Here is a 15,314-nt window from a genome sequence, read left to right on the forward strand (position 1 = left end):
GCGGGACCGATCCCACTGAGGAGCCGACATGGCGCGACCCGCGGGCCCCCGGGCTCGAACCCCTCGCCACGAACCCTGGGACCTTGCCGGGCGCAGATGCACGCCGGGCGGCCCGGCCCGTGCCACTGCGTGGGCCCTGGCGCTGGCGGTCCTGGCGCCCGGCGGGCTGGCCGGCCAGTACCTCCAGGGGGTGACGCTCTACACCACCTGGGACAGTCCCATTTCCTTCGCCACCATCGAGCTGATGGACGTCAACCAGGTCGTGGTCGCACTGGCCACCACCGGCGTCGACGGCCGCTTCGCCGTTCCGGTCCCCGAGGAGGGGATCTTCTATGTGCGCGTCAGCCACCTGTCCGCCGAGACCTACGTGGACGGTCCCGTCGAACTCAGTCCGACACGCAACACGCTCATCACCTTCCACCTCGACCCCAAGCCCGTGCTGCTGGATTCCCTGGCGGTCGCGGTGGAACGCACGTCGATCGCGTTGACTCGCGTGGGCTTCTACGAGCGCCAGAAGCTGTGGCCCGGCACCTTCCTTGACGAACGCACCATCGCCGAGCGGTCGCCCATCAGCGCCTCCGACCTGCTGCGGGTGATTCCCGGCGTGCAGGTCATGGAGAGCGGCACCGGGCTCCCCTTCCGCGCTGTGATCACGCGCTACGCCCTGCGCAACACCCTACAGAACCGCCCGCCCTGCTTTCCGCGCATCTATGTCGACGACGTGCTCATCGAACAGGGTGGTTCGGAGCCCCCGTCGCAGGACTTCGATCGCATCGTGCCTGTTTCTCAGCTCAGCGGCCTGGAGGTCTACGACAGCCCGGCGGACGTCCCGCCCCAGTACGGCCAGGGCCGTTGTGGCGTCATCCTGATGTGGACCAAGCGCTGAAGAGCAGCACGGGGCTGCGCGCAGCGTACAGGTCACCGCCTCAGTTGCCGCCTTCCACGGGCGCGGTTTCGTGCACCACCCGCACGCCGGCGGGCAACCCCGCCGCGAGGAAGCGCACGCTGACGTAGCCGACCGCGCCCGGCGTGCGCGCCACGTACAGAGCCACGGCCTCTTCCGATTCCAACACCTGGGGCGGCCGCGTTCCGTGGAAGTACAGATCCTTGAAATACGCCGAGAGCGCTTGCGTGGAGCTCCGCAGATACACTCGCGAGAAGCGCTCGCGCACCGCCGATGTGGCAGGGAGGTTGACCGGCGTGACCGGCACACGGTCCGCCCAGAAGCGCTGCCGGAGCAGGAACAGGCGCCTCACTTCGGAAGCGTCCACGGAGGCGACCGGCACGTCCTCATGCACGATCACGGCGACGCCCGGCGCCGCCTGGAGCGGAGCCTGCCCCTCCGTCGCGGCCGGTGGCCCGACGATCAGAACAAGGAGGAGATGGAGAAGAACCATCCCGCGGGAACCTTGCTGGAGGCCGTATCCGTGAACTGTCGGTCGAGCTTGATGGTCCACCGTGCACTGGGCCGCCACGTCACGCCCAGCACCCCGCTCCACAGCGCCACCTCATCGACGGGATCGTAGACCTCGGCCCGTGCGACGCCGTACACGCTCCGGAACAGCGGGTGGGCGAGCTGGACGAACGCGCCCCGTTCGCGGGGCGCCACGTCGGAGCCGGACAACAGCACGCCCTCGGCGCTCAGCTCCGTGCGACCCAGGAAACCGCTGAGATCGAGCCCCGCCAGCGCGCGACGCTCACTGTCGCGCTCACGCGCCTCGTGCTCGGCCGACTCGGGCACGGCTCCCAGATCGTCTTCGTCCGGTTCTTCCGGACGGGAGCCCTTGAATGCCACCGCACTGGCTCCCAGGTGGAAGCCAGGAGCCAACTCCACCACGACCCGCCCTCCCGCCGCGCTCAGAAACGCGTTCTCCTCGGCGAGCTCATGCGAGAGTGCGTGTGGGGCCAGGAAGACGGCGTAGCCGACATCGTGCCCGGAAAGCGCCGACTCTCCCGCGACCATCAGGCCGGTGCTACTCTTCGCGAACGGTCGATAGCTCGCGAGCGGCCGCAGCGTGGTCCAGGTAAGGGGTTCGGCGTGGTTCTCGTTCCAGTGCCCCACCGGTGTCAGGAAGCGACCGGCGCGAAGGCGCAGTGCATCGTTGAACGAGTACTCGAGGTAGAGCCGCTCCAACTCGAGCGTGCGATCATCCTGACGACCCGTCCAGTTTTCGCTGCCCCGCGCGGCCAGATCCACTTCCGTGAACCAGGTCAGCGGGGCGGCCAGCGTGCCCGAGAGCAGCAACGCCGCGACCGCTTCGGTGAGTTCCGCGTCGTAGTCGCTTCCCTCCACGGCGTTGAAACCCACGACGCCACCGGCGTACCCGCCGACATGCAGCGTTCCGGGCGCGCTCACGGGCGGAGCCGGCAGCTGCGCCTGGAGGGGCAGGGTCGCGGCAATCAGCAACCCCAAGGCGGTGGCCAGCCGTCCGGAGACGGCACTACCGCTCACGGACGGCCTCCCCGATTGGGTGGGGTGGTATGACACCGGTCGCCCACGCTCGCTCCAGACCCTGGTTCATTCCCGATTCCCTGCCCGGTCGGCTGGGCACGTTGCTGGTGGCACTCACGGTGCTGGCCGCCGGCGCCGCCACCTGGATCGAAGTGGCGCGCGACCGCAATCTCGCCATCGACCGGGCCCGCGCGGAACTGCAGGCGCAGGTGGATCTGGTGGCGGAGCGCCTCAAGGGCGCCGTCGAAGCCCGCGCGCGCGCGGTGTCGCTGTGGCCCGGTCTGCAGGTGGCGCAGGACCTGGCCATCGACGACCTCGACCTGCGCCTGTCCCAGTCGCTGACCCAGCTGGTAGAAGCCTTCGATGGCGTCGATGTGGCCCTGGGCGTCGACGCCGCCGGAGTGGCGCTGTCGTCGTCCGAGTTCGAGTGGGTGGGTCGCGCGCTGACCGGCACGCCCCTGTGGGACGGACGCCAAGCGCTCCAGGCCGAGACGTCCCCGCTGGCTGCGGCCCGGCTCCTGGCGGCGCCCCAGGGCACTCCCGCCTTCCCGGACAGCGTCTTGTTGGTGGTCTCGGCCCCCGTGCGGGCCGCCGCGGACGGGAGCCTGCTGGGCTGGATCGTCCTGGTGAGCTCGTGGAGCCAGGTGGTGCGCGGAGCGGCAGGGCCCCTGCTGCCCCGCTTCAGCATGCATGGTCCCGACCTGCGCGCCTGGGGCGAGGCACCCGAGGGGGTCGATGCACTGGTCGCGGAGCGCGAGCTGTTCATCGATCCCTTGGGAGGACTGACTGCGACGCTCACCCGCCCGCTGTCGACCGTGCTGGCGCCCCTGCGAAGTACGGTGCTGCGGCTCCTCGCGTTGGCAGGCGTCATCGTGCTCGCCCTGGTGCCACCCATGCTGCTGCTCACGCGCGCCACCACGCGGGAGCTGAGGGGCCTCAGCCTGGAAGCAGCCGATCTGGATGCGGTGGGCCGGTCGCACACGCTGAAGGTGTCGGAGGGCGCGCCCGCCGAGGTACGGGTGCTGGCTGAGGCGCTGCGCGACATGGTCGATCGGCTGAACGCTTCGCGTCAGGCGTTGGCTCGCCAGGAGAGCCTCGCCGCTGTCGGTATGCTGGCAGCCGGACTGGCGCACGAGATCCGCACGCCGCTGGCCGTATTGCAGGGCTCGGCTGATCTCCTCGATCGCAAGATCGCCGCCGACGCACCCGAGCGGGAACTGGTGGTGTTCATCCAGGAGGAGGTGGGGCGGTTGGCCCGTCTGGTGGAGGATCTGCTGGTGTTCGCCCGACCGCGCACACCCGAGTGTGCGGCGGTTCGCCTCGATCGCATCGCGGAGCGGGCGGCCAGCGCCATGGACGCCACCGCGCGCGACGCCGGAATCGATCTCCGCACGAGCCTGGCTCCCGCGGTGGCCTGGGCAGACGAGGGACAGGCGTACCAGGTGTTGCTCAACGTGTTGGCGAACGCGATTCATGCGACCCCTGCAGGGCGTGCGATCCAGGTGCGCACCCACGAGGACGCGGAGCGGGCCTGGATCGAGATCGAGGATCAAGGGACGGGCATCCGCCCCGAGGACCTGGAACGGATCTGGGAGCCCCTGTTCACAACCCGGCGCGCCGGAACGGGACTCGGACTGGCGATCGTCAAACGGATCGTCGACGACCATGGAGGCGCGGTCACGGTGGAGAGCAGGTTGGGTGAGGGGTCGTGCTTCAGGATCGCCCTGCCGCGACCCGAGGAATCGCTACGGGAGCTCGAGGCATGAGCCAGACCATCCTGGTCGTCGACGACGAGGCTCGAATCCGACGTCTGCTGCAGATGTCGCTGGAGGCCGAGGGCTACCACGTGGTGTTGGCGGCCAACGCAGCCGAGGCCGATCGAGTCCTCCGCAGCGAGGCCGTCGACCTCATGCTCACCGATCTGGCGCTGCCGGACGGCTCCGGTCTGGACCTGCTCGCCGCCCTGCGGCAGCGCTCCAGTGACATCCCCGTGATCCTGATCACGGCCTTCGGCACCGTGGAATCGGCCGTCGAGGCCATGAAGCTCGGCGCCTTCGACTACGTCATCAAACCGTTCCGGGCCGAGGAGATCGAAGCGCTCGTCGATCGAGCGCTGTCCCTGCGTCGGGCCGAGCAGGAGAATCGCTACCTGCGCGAGGTGACCGCCACGGCGTTCGAAGGCATCACGGCCAAGAGCGCGTCCATGCTGGAGGTCATCCGCGCCATCGAGCGCGTGGCCGCTGCACCGACCACCGTGCTCATCACCGGCGAGACCGGTGTGGGCAAGGAGCTGGTGGCGCGTGCGCTCCACGCCCGCTCCCCGCGGCACGACCGGTTGTTCGTCGCGCTCAACTGCGCGGCCATCCCCCGCGAGCTGCTCGAAGCCGAGTTCTTCGGGGTCACCAAGGGTGCGTTCACGGGGGCGACCAAGGACCGACCCGGCAAGTTCGAGCTGGCCAGCGGCGGTACGCTCTTCCTGGACGAGATCGGGGATATGTCTCTCGACCTGCAGGCCAAGCTGCTGCGTGTGTTGCAGGAGGGCACGGTAGAGCGCGTGGGCTCCAACCAATCTCGACGCGTCGACGTGCGCGTCCTCTCGGCCACCCACCGCGACCTGGAGGAGATGGTGCGGGAGGGGAGCTTTCGTTCCGACCTCTACTACCGCATCAACGTCTTCCCCATCCATGTGCCCCCGCTGCGGGAGCGGCGCGAGGATATCGCTCCCATCGCCGAAGCCGTGGTGGCAGCACAGGCTCGACGGATGGGTCGGGAGCTCAGGCTGGCGCCGGACGTCGTGACCCGCCTCGCCGCCTACCACTGGCCCGGCAACGTGCGCGAGCTCGCCAACGTGCTGGAGCGTGCGGCGTTGCTCGCCGACGGGAAGACCATCACGCACGTGGAGCTGCCCCGCTCCGGAGCCGTGCAGGCCCAGGAGGGGCATCGCGACGCTGGAGCCGTGGAGCCGCTGCGCGAGGCCGTGCAGCGGGCCGAAGCCGAGGCGATCGCCAAGGCGCTGGAAGCGACGGGAGACAACAAGACACAGGCGGCCAAGTTGCTCGGCATCAGCGTGCGTACGCTCTGGTACAAGCTCCGCGAGCTGGGTCTGGACGGCCACGCCGGCGAGGAAGGCGGCGAGGCCTGAGTTCCCGGGACGCGCTGTTCTAGCCGACCGGCGCCACAGCGGCAGTCCACCCCGGCCCGTCCTCGTCCTGCTGGATCTTGCGCGAGGTGTCCACCCAGAGCTGGCCGTCGCGCACCTGCACCGGGTAGCGATCCATGCCGCGCGTCGCGCGCCCCTCGACGAACTCACCGTTGGGCTGATACTTGGATCCGTGCTTCGTGCACTGGAAGCGCCCGTCCTTCTCGCGCCACTTGAGCATGGACCGCTGGTGCGGACAGGAGAGGGCGAACGCGAAGAGCTGTCCGCTCTCGCGCACCAGGATCAGCTCGTTCTTGCGATCGACCGTCACACCATCCGCCGCGGGGATGGGAAAGGCCATCTGGTCGCCGTCCTGCCACAGTGCGTCCGTCCAGGAGAACTCGACGGGCTCGGCCGCCGCCCGCCGCGCCAGTGTAAGCCCGAACCCGACGGTCAGCGCTCCTGCGAGGCAGTTGTGCAGGAAGCGCCTACGATCCAAGGCGTCGGGTTCGGGCGCAATCGAGGGGAGTGCACGTTTCATGGATCTATGCCTCCAGGGGCAGCAACGCCCCCAATAGGAGTACCAGGCCCCACAGGCCCACGCTCCGCAGAGCCGCACGCCGCAACGGCGCCCAGGAGGACGTAGGGTCGATCTGCAGTCGTACCTCGGCGCGCTGCAGGAAGAGCCCATTCAACAGGAGCAGCGCGAAGACGCTCAGCTTGAGCCAGAGCGCCCAGGACAGGAGGAGCGCTTCAGCGTCCGCCAGGATGAGCGCCAGACCGGACACGATCACCACGCCCAGCGCCGTGAGCACGGGCGTATGGATCTGTCCCAGTTCCTGCAGATGCTCGATCTGGTAGGCGTCCGAGCGGCGCGCCGCCCGCAGGGTGGCGCGGTCGGCTCCCAGCGCCAGCCCACCGGCCACCAGGATCCCGCCGAAATGCAGGAAGGTGACCACCAGTTGCGCGAGTGTGGAGTCCGCATAGAAGTCCGCCCAGGGCTGCGCCCAACCCGCGATCGTCTCGATCATCTCAGTCCCGGCGGAAGGGCCAGACCATGGTCATGTAGCCGGCCAGAGCCACCCCGAGCGATGTCAACGCAACCGTGCGGTGCGTGCTCGGATCCGATCCGGCGCGGAAACTTCCACCCTCGTCCTCTCCATGCGCTTCGCTGCCCAACGCGGCTGCAGCCACGAATCCGGCGTCGGCCGCCAGTAGGAGCGACGAGTGCAACAGTCGACGACCCCGGCCCTCCGGATCGCCCCAGGACTCCTTCAGGTTCCAGACACCGGTGATGGTGTTGATGCCGAAGAGCGCACCCAGTCCAACGGCGATGGGGCCGTGGGTATTGCGCGCCCAGTCGGCCGCTTGGGGGCCCTTGGTGATGAGCTCGTTCCCGGTGATGTAGGAGGCCACGAACAAGGGCAGCGTGGCGTAGGAAGCGATCTTGTGGATGCGCAACCGGGTGAGGTACGCGTCCGAGTACTCGAAGATCTGGTCTTCGGACGGCGCGGCCCCTGGATCGCCCACCCTACGGACCGGGGTCCCGGGCAGCGGCTCCACCCATTGGACCGGCGTCTCGAAGCGCGGCCAGAAGGCCTCGGCGTGCACCGGGGCAGGTGCGACCACCGGGGTCGCCAAGGTGTCGGGTGGAGTGGCCAGGGCGGCCAGCAGCAGAAGCATCGCGTGTCCTGATGTCGGAGTGAGCCGGGCGCGCCGGAGGCGGCAGTCTCCATTGGGCAAGGGAGACGCCAATCGGAGGCGAAGGGCCGAACTCCGCTCAACCAAGCCAAATCTCCGGTGCTCTTCCGGCCCGGCTCCGCTCAAGAGTCGTGCAGATTCTTGCACGGGCATGCAAGCGACTGCGGGCTCCGGCGGGCTGGAGCGCCGGTCAGGCCGCGCGAAACCGCGGGCGGGCATCGCGGCCCTTCGAGGCCGGTTCTTCCGCCACTTCCGGAAGAGGGCGTGCACCGGGAGCAGGGCCGCCGGCCGAAGGGCACGAACGCGCCCCCGGCGCGGCGCACCGTCCCGGCGACGCCCACATCTCCGTGGTAGCTTGGAGATCGGAGCACGCGACACCTGACCGGAGGAGCATCATGCCGATCGAGAACGCGGTGGTGGACCGCATTCGTGGCCTGGAGCCCCCGATGGAGGGCTCCGGCGCTGAAATGCTCAGGAAGAACCCCGAAGGCGTGGAGGTCGTCTTTGCCGATGGGCGCCGCGCGCGCGTGCGCGCTCGCGAGCGTCCGACGCTGGCCGCTGGTTGGCTGGAGATCCTCGACGCCCTACGCGGGCTGGACGCCCCGGCCTTCGTGGAGTTCGATCCGGAAACCCGGGACGTCACGCGGCTACTGATTCCGCTGGTCGCCACCATCACAGAACTGGTGGAGCGCGGCGACCAGATCGACGTCGATCTGGAGATCTCGCAGGCTCGACACCGGATCCGCCGGTCGAACCCGGACTTCGGCGCGCTGCTGGAAACCCTGCAGACGGCGCTCGCCCGAGGCACCCGACTGTTCGTCTCCGAGACGGACGATCACGAGATCATCGATGTGCGCCCCGACCCGCGCGGCGGCGGTACGCCTCCTGGGACTCGCCGCGCAGGAGAGCGCTACGCCTTCGAGCCCGAACGCTGGATACGGGAGCTCTTCGAGTGGGTGCTGCTCCCTGTCCGCTGCCTCTTCTGCTGGTTCAGGTGTGTGTCACCGCGTCGCGCCCAGCAGCTGTTCGACCTGGCGGCAGTTCGTACATGCGATCCGCTGTCGGTACCGGTGCCCTGCATCCCGTTCCTGTATCCGGACGACGGGTGTTGGGGGCGCGCCCACGAGATGTGCCGGCTGTTCATCGCCGACGGAGCGCATCCACGGAAGATCTGGATCTACGGCAGCCTGCACGTGGACACCGCCAACAACCCGAGCTGCTACGTGAACTGGGGTTGGCACGTCGCACCGATCGTGTGCGTGCGGAAGTTCTTCTTCTGGTGCCGCAACATGGTCATCGACCCCGCCCTCTTCGACACACCGGTCAGCGAATCGACCTGGAAGAGCGTGCAGGGCGATCCGGGGGCCGTGCTGGAACGCGCGGCGGCCTCGATCTTCTACCGCAGCATCGGCGCAGCCTACACGGAGACGGATCCCACCTACACCAAGACCAACACCGTGCTGGCCACCTACCGGCTCCAGCTGCAGAACCGCGCCCTCGCCTTCGGGCCGCCACCCTACGCCGGCTGCCCCTGAGGCGGCTCCGCGTAGAGCCGGCCTCGCCGGGCGTCGGGCTCGACCCGGCGGCCGGGGGGGGCGTCAACTGGCACGAAACCCGCGGGCCCCCGGGGGCGTAGAGCGAGGGAGACCGACGCCACCTGCCCCGGATTCCTCGGGGTCCGGCGCCAGGAGGGATGGACGTGATGAGAGCATTCGCGGGACTCGGGATCTCCGGGCTGATCGCCCTGGTTCTCGCCGAGATCGTCAAGTTGATCGTTCCCCCGCTGGCCGGGTGGCTGGGCGCGGTTCTCCTGGTGGTGCTCAAAGGCCTGCTGTTCTTTGCCGCGCTCTCCTTCGGGCTGGTTTTGCTGGTGGCCACGTTCTTCGTGGGGCGGTGGGTGATGCGGAAGCGGGAGGAACCGGTCTGGTAGCGGGGCGAACCCGGGGCTACCCCGAATACAGGTCGCAGAACGGGGCGATGCCGGTCGGCGTCGCCCCGTTTCTCGTTCGGGACCCCAGCCGGCGCCCGTGGTGGAAGCGCTGGGCGAGGCCCGCTCCGACGGCAATCCCTACATGCTGATCGTGTAGGGGAACCAGGCCGCCACCGGCTGGCCGCCTTTGGTGGCGGGTCGGAACACCCACTGCGCGGCCTCGGAGATCAAACGTTCGTTGAAGGAACGGCTGGGAGTGGGGGGATTCAGGCGGGTCGAGTCTGCCACTACCCGGCCGTCCACGCCCACGAAGACCCAGACCTCCACCTGCCGCCCCTTCAAGTCCCTGCTGGAGGGCGGTAGGATCATGCCCCGGGGCGAAGGGGGCACCAGACGGAACAGGCCCTCCTCGTCGGTGCCACCGTCCCCCTTCCCCTGTCCATTCTCGAGGCCGGGGCCCTGGAGCTCCCCGGGTGCGTTCCCCAACGCGGCGCCCGCGTCGAGTCGGGTCTCGAGGTCGATTTCGACGGGCTCGACGTCTTCGAGCGTGGGAAGGGGCACGGGAGGGGGCGTGATGGGCACCGTAGGCGGAGCCTGGACGTTCAAGGCCTGCATGCCGCCGGCAGCGGCCCGGTTGTCCCCTGCCCGGGGCCCCGCCGCTGAGAAGGGGGACGTGGGAATCGGGGTGTGGCGCCAGAACAGGAAGATCAGCGCGTGAACGGCGAACGAGACATAGAACGCACGGCGCCAGACCCGGTCCTGTTGGGTGCGGCGATCCTTGACGCTGATCTCGTTCGGGGACCTCATACCCCCCTAGTACTGGCCCCTGCCGAAACAGGTTTCGTCCGTTGACCGTTGCCCCAGCGCCCACCCGGCCCGAGCGGTCGCCGCGTCCCCGCGCCCCCGGGGGACGGGCGCACGCGTACTATGAGCTGACCAAGCCCACCATCGCCGTCTACGTGGTGATCGTGGCGGTGGCGGCCTTCTACGTGGGCGGAGGGGCCCGGATGGAGTGGGGCGCATCGGCGATCCTGGCGCTGGGCCTGCTGGTGGCCACGGGAGGGGTCCTGGCCCTGAACCAGTTCCTGGAGCGAGCCCCGGACGCGCTCATGAGCCGCACCCGGAGCCGGCCGCTTCCTTCCGGGCGCGTGTCGCCGTCTGCCGCGCTGGTGTTCGCGGGGCTGCTCATCGCGGCGGGCACCGGCCTCCTGTGGTGGGGCATCGGGCCATGGCCCGCCCTGCTCACCCTGGGAGCCGGCGTCGCCTACGACTTCGTCTACACACCGCTCAAGCCCCGCAGCTACATCTCCACATTGGTGGGGGCGGTGCCGGGCGCCGTTCCCGCCCTGGTGGGCTGGAGCGCCGCGACCGGCGGGCTGAGCACGGGTGCTTGGGTGTTGTTCGGGATCGCCTACTTCTGGCAGATGCCCCACGTGCTGGGACTGGCCTGGGTGCTCCGTGAGGACTACAAAGCGGCCGGTTTCCTTCTCACGCCCCCGGCCGACCCCGGCGGGCGGGTGATCGGTATGCACATGGTGGCGCACGCCGCCATTCTGTTGCCGGTGAGCCTGCTCCCCACCTGGATCGGCCTGACCGGTACGCTGTACACCGTGGGCGCGGCCGGGCTGGGTATCTGGCTGATCGGGCTGTGCGTGCGGGCCTGGCGCGCCATGACCAACGCGCATGCGCGCAGCGTCTTCCTGGGATCTCTGCTCTACCAGCCGCTTCTGCTTCTTCTCATGCTCATCGACGTCACAGGACTGCACGGATGATGATCCGCTCGCTGCCATGTGGCCGGCCAGCGCGCTCGCTTCGTCCTTCTGCGTCCGTCGCCGGGCTCGCCATCCTCGCGCTGCTCCTGCCCTCCATGCTCATGGCACAGAACGCCGATCGTCCTCGTGCGCGCGACCTGGGAATCGAGGTCGGCATCTTCCAGCCGGGCACACACAACGCCATCACCGATGTGGCGGGCGTTCTGGTGGGACAGGTCACCGTCCACGAAGGCGAGCGCGTGAACACGGGCGTGACGGCCATCCGCCCCCACGCTGGAAACCTATACTTCGAGCGCGTGCCCGCCGCGATGGTCGTGGGCAACGGCTACGGCAAGCTCATTGGCGTCACTCAGGTCAAGGAGTTGGGCGAGTTGGAGACGCCCATCCTGCTCACCTGCACGCTGTGCGTCTGGAAGGCGGCGGACGCCATGGTGGCCTGGGCGTTGGCGCTCCCCGGCATGGAAAACGTGCGCTCGCTGAACGCGGTGGTGGGCGAGACCAACGACGGCGGCTTGAACGACATTCGCGCCCGGCCCATCGAGCCCGAACACGTGGTGCGCGCGCTGGAGACAGCGAGCGGCGGCCCCGTGCAGGAGGGGTCCGTGGGCGCCGGGCGGGGCACACGCGCCTTCGGCTGGAAGGGAGGGATCGGCACCAGCAGCCGCGTGCTCCCCACCTCACTGGGTGGATGGACCGTTGGCGTGCTGGTGCAATCCAACTTCGGAGGCATCCTCACCATGGCCGGTGCACCCGTCGGCCAGGAGCTGGGCCGTTATTCCTTCCAGAACGCCGTCGAAGGGCGCGGCCGTTCTCCCGACGATGCGGGAGACGGCTCCATCATGATGGTGCTGGCCACCGATGCGCCGCTCTCGGCGCGCAACCTGGAGCGTCTGGCCCGGCGTGCCCTGATGGGGCTTGCGCGCACCGGCTCATTCGCCGGGAATGGCTCCGGTGACTACGTGATCGCATTCTCCACGGCCGAGTCGGTGCGGCGTGATCCGCAGCAGACATCGCAAACGGTCGAGGAACTGGCCAACGAGCCCATGTCGGCGCTGTTCCAGGGCGTCGTGGAAGCTACCGAGGAAGCGATCTACAACTCACTGCTCAAGGCCACCACCGTGGAAGGGCAGGGCACCATCTCCGATGCCCTGCCCATCGCTGCGACCCTGGAGGTGCTCAAGCGCTACGGGGTGATCCGGTAGCGGTGCCACACCAGTAGGGCGAAGAACCCAGCTCCCCTGTCCCTGACGCTCGAGGTTCCGTTGCTGCCGAGCCTTCCTCGTGGTCCCGTACTGGCGCTGCTGTGTTCGCTCGCCCCGACCCTGATCGCGGGTCGGTCCGCCGCCCAGGAGCCCTCGATATCAGGGGACATCGTCACGACCCAGCACGAGGTGCAGGTCAACGGCAGTGTCCTGAGGTATACGGCCCGTGCGGGCCTGCTCCCGATCCGGGACAACGAAACCGGCGCGGTGCATGGAACGATGTTCTTCGTCTCCTACTCGCTCGACCCGGATCCGGGGGCGCCGGACCGTCCCCTGACGTTCCTGTGGAATGGAGGACCCGGCTCCAACGCCGGCTTGGTGCACTTGCTCGGCTTCGGACCCAAACGCATCGCTCAGGCCGTGGGCTCGCAGCCGCGTCTCTCGCCGACCGGCACCACACTGATCGCTAACGACGGCACCTGGCTGGCGCAGAGCGATCTCGTCTTCGTGGACCCCGTGGGCACCGGATACAGCCGACCTGCCGCTCCCGAGTTCGCCGCCGAGTTCTACCAATCCCCGGGAGATGCGGAGTCGGTGGCGGAGTTCATTCGCGTCTACCGCACGCGCTTCGACCGCTTCGATGCTCCGCTGTTCATCGCGGGGGAGAGCTACGGCGTGACCCGCTGCGCCTTGGTGGCCGCGGCACTGGAGCGACGAGGGACAAGGCTCTCCGGCGTGATCCTGCTCGGACTGGCGCTGCCGCTCGGCGATCTACCCGCACCCATGCGCGCAGCGCTCATGCTCCCGACCTACACCGCGGCAGCGCAGGTCAACGGCGCGCTGGGTGGCGGCGTCTCGAGCGACCCAGGTGCCGCGCTTGCAGCCGCCGAGCAGTGGTCGTCGACGCGGTATGCCCAAGCGCTGAACCAGCCCGACGATCTCCCTCCAGCGGAGCGCGACTCGGTCGTCGCGACGCTGGCGCGATTCAGTGGAATGCCCGAGGACTCGATCGACCGAGCGTCACTCCGCATTCCGATGGAGCAGTTCACTACGACGCTGCTCGCGGACCGGGGCTTGGTCGTCGGTCGCTACGACAGCCGCAAGGTCGGACCTCCGGATACCAGTGGAGGCCCCTACGACCCGACCAAGGATCCCAGCCTGAAGGACATCCTGGACGGCGTGTCGGTCATCCGCTATTTGCGCAACGAGATCGGGTATCGCAGCGACCTGTTCTACCAGGGACCCTTCGGAGGTGGGTATCCAGCCCCCACCCGGTTCCGCGGAGACTGGATGTCGGTGCTCTGGAACTGGGACTTGCCGGCCGATCCCGAGGCTCTGCGGCAAGCCATGACGATGAATTCCGAGCTTTACGTGTTCGTTGCCTGCGGCCGCTTCGATCTCGTGTGCCCCTACTTCGCCAACGAGTACGCAGCCAGGGGCTTACCGCCGGAATTGGCGGAGCGGGTTGTTGCGAGAAGCTACGATGGCGGCCACGCAATCTACACGGACGATAGCGCTCGGCTGTCGCTGAAGGACGACGTCGGGGCCTTCATCACCAATCGCGCTGCGAGCGCGCGATGAAGCGTGGCCTTCAGACAGCTCTCGCCGTCGTCGCGGCGGCCCAGCTCGGCCCCGTGGCTGGCGTGAACGGACAGGAGCACGAGCTGCGCACGACGCAGCATCAGATCGACGTCGCCGGCAGAACGCTACGCTACACGGCGCACGCTGGATTCATCCCGATTCGAGACAACGGCACCGGTGAGATCCATGGACAGATCTTCTTCGTGTCCTACTCACTGGACGACGGAGAGCCATCCTCCCAGCGGCCGCTCACGTTTGCATGGAACGGCGGCCCGGGCTCCAACTCCGTACTCGTGCATCTGGTCGGCTTCGGACCGCGTCGACTTTCTGAGGTCGGTCCGAGGCCGAGCCTCGTGGACAACCCCGACACATGGCTGCCGTCCACGGACCTCGTGTTCGTCGATCCCATCGGCACGGGGTTCAGTCGACCGGCACGGGCGGAATACGCCGACGAGTTCTACAACGTGCTGGGGGACATCGACGCGGTCGCGGAGTTCATTCGCGTGTACCGCACGCGCTTCGATGCCTTGCACCGCCCGCTCTTCCTGGCCGGAGAGTCCTACGGCGTGTGGCGCGCCGCCGGTGTCGCCGAGAAGCTGACGGCCGCCGGACAGCCCGTGACCGGAGTGATGCTCATCTCCGGAGGCATCCCGCTCGGCCCGGTCGCGACTGCCGAACAGCGCACGGCCATGTTCGTGCCGAACCGCACCGCCGCTGCCTTCCATCACGGAAAGCTGCCGGCGGAACTGCAGCGCGACCTGCCCGACGCAGTCCGTCAGGCGGAGCGTTGGGCGCGCAACGTGTACGCCCCCGCGCTGGCCCGGCGGGATGCTCTGGGGACAGCGGAGCGCGACGAGGTCATCGCAGACCTCGCTCGCTTCACCGGCATCGACCCGGCCTCCATCGATCCCACCACCCTGTCCATGTCCTCGCCGGAGTTCCGTGCGGCCTTGCTGCGCGATGAGGGGCGGACTGCAGGTCGCTACGACATGCGCGTCACCGAGGCCGCCGAACCGACGGTGCGACCCGTGCTCGTCCGCCGCTATCTGCAGAACGAGCTGGAGTTCGCCACTGACCTGGCGTACCAGGGTCTCGAAGCTGGGTACTCGGCAGGCGAGGCGCCCCCATCGGTCGGCGCCCGTTGGGGTTGGAATCAGGCGCCGCCGGGTGCCCCGCCGAGCAACGCCGGCTCGGGCGACGGCCCCCCCGGGGGGGCACAGCCCTGGCTGCGGCGCGCGATGGACCTCGATCCCGCGCTGGTCGCCTTCGTGGCCGCGGGGCTCTACGACTCCCTGAACAGCTGCGCCGACAACGCCTGGATCGTCGAGCACATCGAGCCCCGTCTCCGCGCGAACATCACCACAGGCTGCTATCCCGGCGGCCACGTGATGTACGACGGGAGTGAAGCGCGGAGGGCGCTGGCGGCGGATGTGGCCACCTTCATCGCCGCTGCCGCCGCCCGTCGCTCCGGGGGCCAGGAGGAGCGGCGCATCCGCTGAGGGGCGGGAATCGGCTCGCCCATCGCCAGCCGCATCGC

General features: G+C 68.9%; 15 protein-coding genes. 9 read left to right on the forward strand and 6 right to left on the reverse strand.

All coding sequences use genetic code 11. The features are described from left to right. The first annotated feature begins 28 nt into the window (after positions 1-28). On the forward strand, positions 29-886 hold the full coding sequence (locus tag R3E10_14605) for a TonB-dependent receptor (GenBank protein MEZ4416979.1): 858 nt from the start codon (positions 29-31) through the stop codon (positions 884-886). A gap of 40 nt (positions 887-926) precedes the next feature. Here R3E10_14605 and R3E10_14610 read toward each other — a convergent pair whose 3' ends face one another. Both R3E10_14610 and R3E10_14615 read right to left on the reverse strand, forming a co-directional pair. After that, positions 927-1,397, reverse strand: a complete 471-nt coding sequence (locus R3E10_14610; GenBank protein ID MEZ4416980.1) for a hypothetical protein — start codon at positions 1,395-1,397, stop codon at positions 927-929. Next, positions 1,367-2,452 carry a hypothetical protein gene (locus tag R3E10_14615; GenBank protein ID MEZ4416981.1) on the reverse strand — a complete coding sequence of 362 codons (1,086 nt, stop codon included), beginning with the start codon at positions 2,450-2,452 and terminating at the stop codon, positions 1,367-1,369. Before R3E10_14615 ends, R3E10_14610 begins: the two co-directional genes overlap by 31 nt. Positions 2,453-2,481: 29 nt before the next feature. On the opposite strand from R3E10_14615, the gene R3E10_14620 reads away from it, so the two are divergent. Together R3E10_14620 and R3E10_14625 are read left to right on the forward strand one after the other, a co-directional pair. Beyond that, a complete protein-coding gene (locus R3E10_14620) occupies positions 2,482-4,218 on the forward strand; it encodes an ATP-binding protein (GenBank protein ID MEZ4416982.1) in 1,737 nt (578 codons plus the stop codon). Continuing rightward, positions 4,215-5,594 (forward strand): sigma-54 dependent transcriptional regulator, encoded by a 1,380-nt coding sequence (locus tag R3E10_14625; protein MEZ4416983.1) that lies wholly within the window; start codon positions 4,215-4,217, stop codon positions 5,592-5,594. The genes R3E10_14620 and R3E10_14625 overlap by 4 nt, the downstream gene beginning before the upstream one ends. Before the next feature lie 19 nt (positions 5,595-5,613). On the opposite strand, the gene R3E10_14630 is transcribed toward R3E10_14625, so the two are convergent. Genes R3E10_14630 through R3E10_14640 form a run of 3 tightly spaced genes read right to left on the reverse strand, consistent with a single transcriptional unit; the run spans position 5,614 to position 7,274 of the window. Next, the gene (locus R3E10_14630; protein MEZ4416984.1) at positions 5,614-6,132 is read right to left on the reverse strand and encodes a Rieske (2Fe-2S) protein; all 519 of its coding nucleotides are present in this window, start codon (positions 6,130-6,132) and stop codon (positions 5,614-5,616) included. 4 nt (positions 6,133-6,136) lie between these two features. Beyond that, on the reverse strand, positions 6,137-6,622 hold the full coding sequence (locus R3E10_14635) for a hypothetical protein (protein ID MEZ4416985.1): 486 nt from the start codon (positions 6,620-6,622) through the stop codon (positions 6,137-6,139). A 1-nt stretch (position 6,623) separates the two neighbouring features. Continuing rightward, positions 6,624-7,274, reverse strand: coding sequence for a hypothetical protein (locus R3E10_14640; GenBank protein ID MEZ4416986.1), 651 nt, complete (start codon positions 7,272-7,274; stop codon positions 6,624-6,626). A gap of 413 nt (positions 7,275-7,687) precedes the next feature. On the opposite strand from R3E10_14640, the gene R3E10_14645 reads away from it, so the two are divergent. Next, positions 7,688-8,827, forward strand: a complete 1,140-nt coding sequence (locus R3E10_14645; protein MEZ4416987.1) for a protein-glutamine glutaminase family protein — start codon at positions 7,688-7,690, stop codon at positions 8,825-8,827. Between the two features lie 164 nt (positions 8,828-8,991). Beyond that, positions 8,992-9,222, forward strand: coding sequence for a hypothetical protein (locus tag R3E10_14650; protein ID MEZ4416988.1), 231 nt, complete (start codon positions 8,992-8,994; stop codon positions 9,220-9,222). 138 nt (positions 9,223-9,360) lie between these two features. Here R3E10_14650 and R3E10_14655 read toward each other — a convergent pair whose 3' ends face one another. Next, a complete protein-coding gene (locus R3E10_14655; GenBank protein ID MEZ4416989.1) occupies positions 9,361-10,029 on the reverse strand; it encodes a hypothetical protein in 669 nt (222 codons plus the stop codon). Between the two features lie 41 nt (positions 10,030-10,070). Between R3E10_14655 and cyoE the strand changes: the two genes are divergently transcribed. The 4 genes from cyoE (at position 10,071) to R3E10_14675 (ending at position 15,276) form a co-directional block, all read left to right on the forward strand. Further along, a complete protein-coding gene (cyoE, locus tag R3E10_14660) occupies positions 10,071-10,994 on the forward strand; it encodes a heme o synthase (GenBank protein MEZ4416990.1) in 924 nt (307 codons plus the stop codon). Positions 10,995-11,089: 95 nt separating this feature from the next. After that, positions 11,090-12,196, forward strand: a complete 1,107-nt coding sequence (locus R3E10_14665; GenBank protein MEZ4416991.1) for a P1 family peptidase — start codon at positions 11,090-11,092, stop codon at positions 12,194-12,196. Between the two features lie 60 nt (positions 12,197-12,256). Continuing rightward, on the forward strand, positions 12,257-13,777 hold the full coding sequence (locus tag R3E10_14670; protein ID MEZ4416992.1) for a hypothetical protein: 1,521 nt from the start codon (positions 12,257-12,259) through the stop codon (positions 13,775-13,777). Continuing rightward, positions 13,774-15,276 (forward strand): peptidase S10, encoded by a 1,503-nt coding sequence (locus tag R3E10_14675; protein ID MEZ4416993.1) that lies wholly within the window; start codon positions 13,774-13,776, stop codon positions 15,274-15,276. The genes R3E10_14670 and R3E10_14675 overlap by 4 nt, the downstream gene beginning before the upstream one ends. Positions 15,277-15,314 lie beyond the last annotated feature (38 nt).

This window comes from Gemmatimonadota bacterium (genome assembly GCA_041390105.1).
Taxonomy (GTDB): Bacteria; Gemmatimonadota; Gemmatimonadetes; order Longimicrobiales; family Gaopeijiaceae; genus JAGQIF01.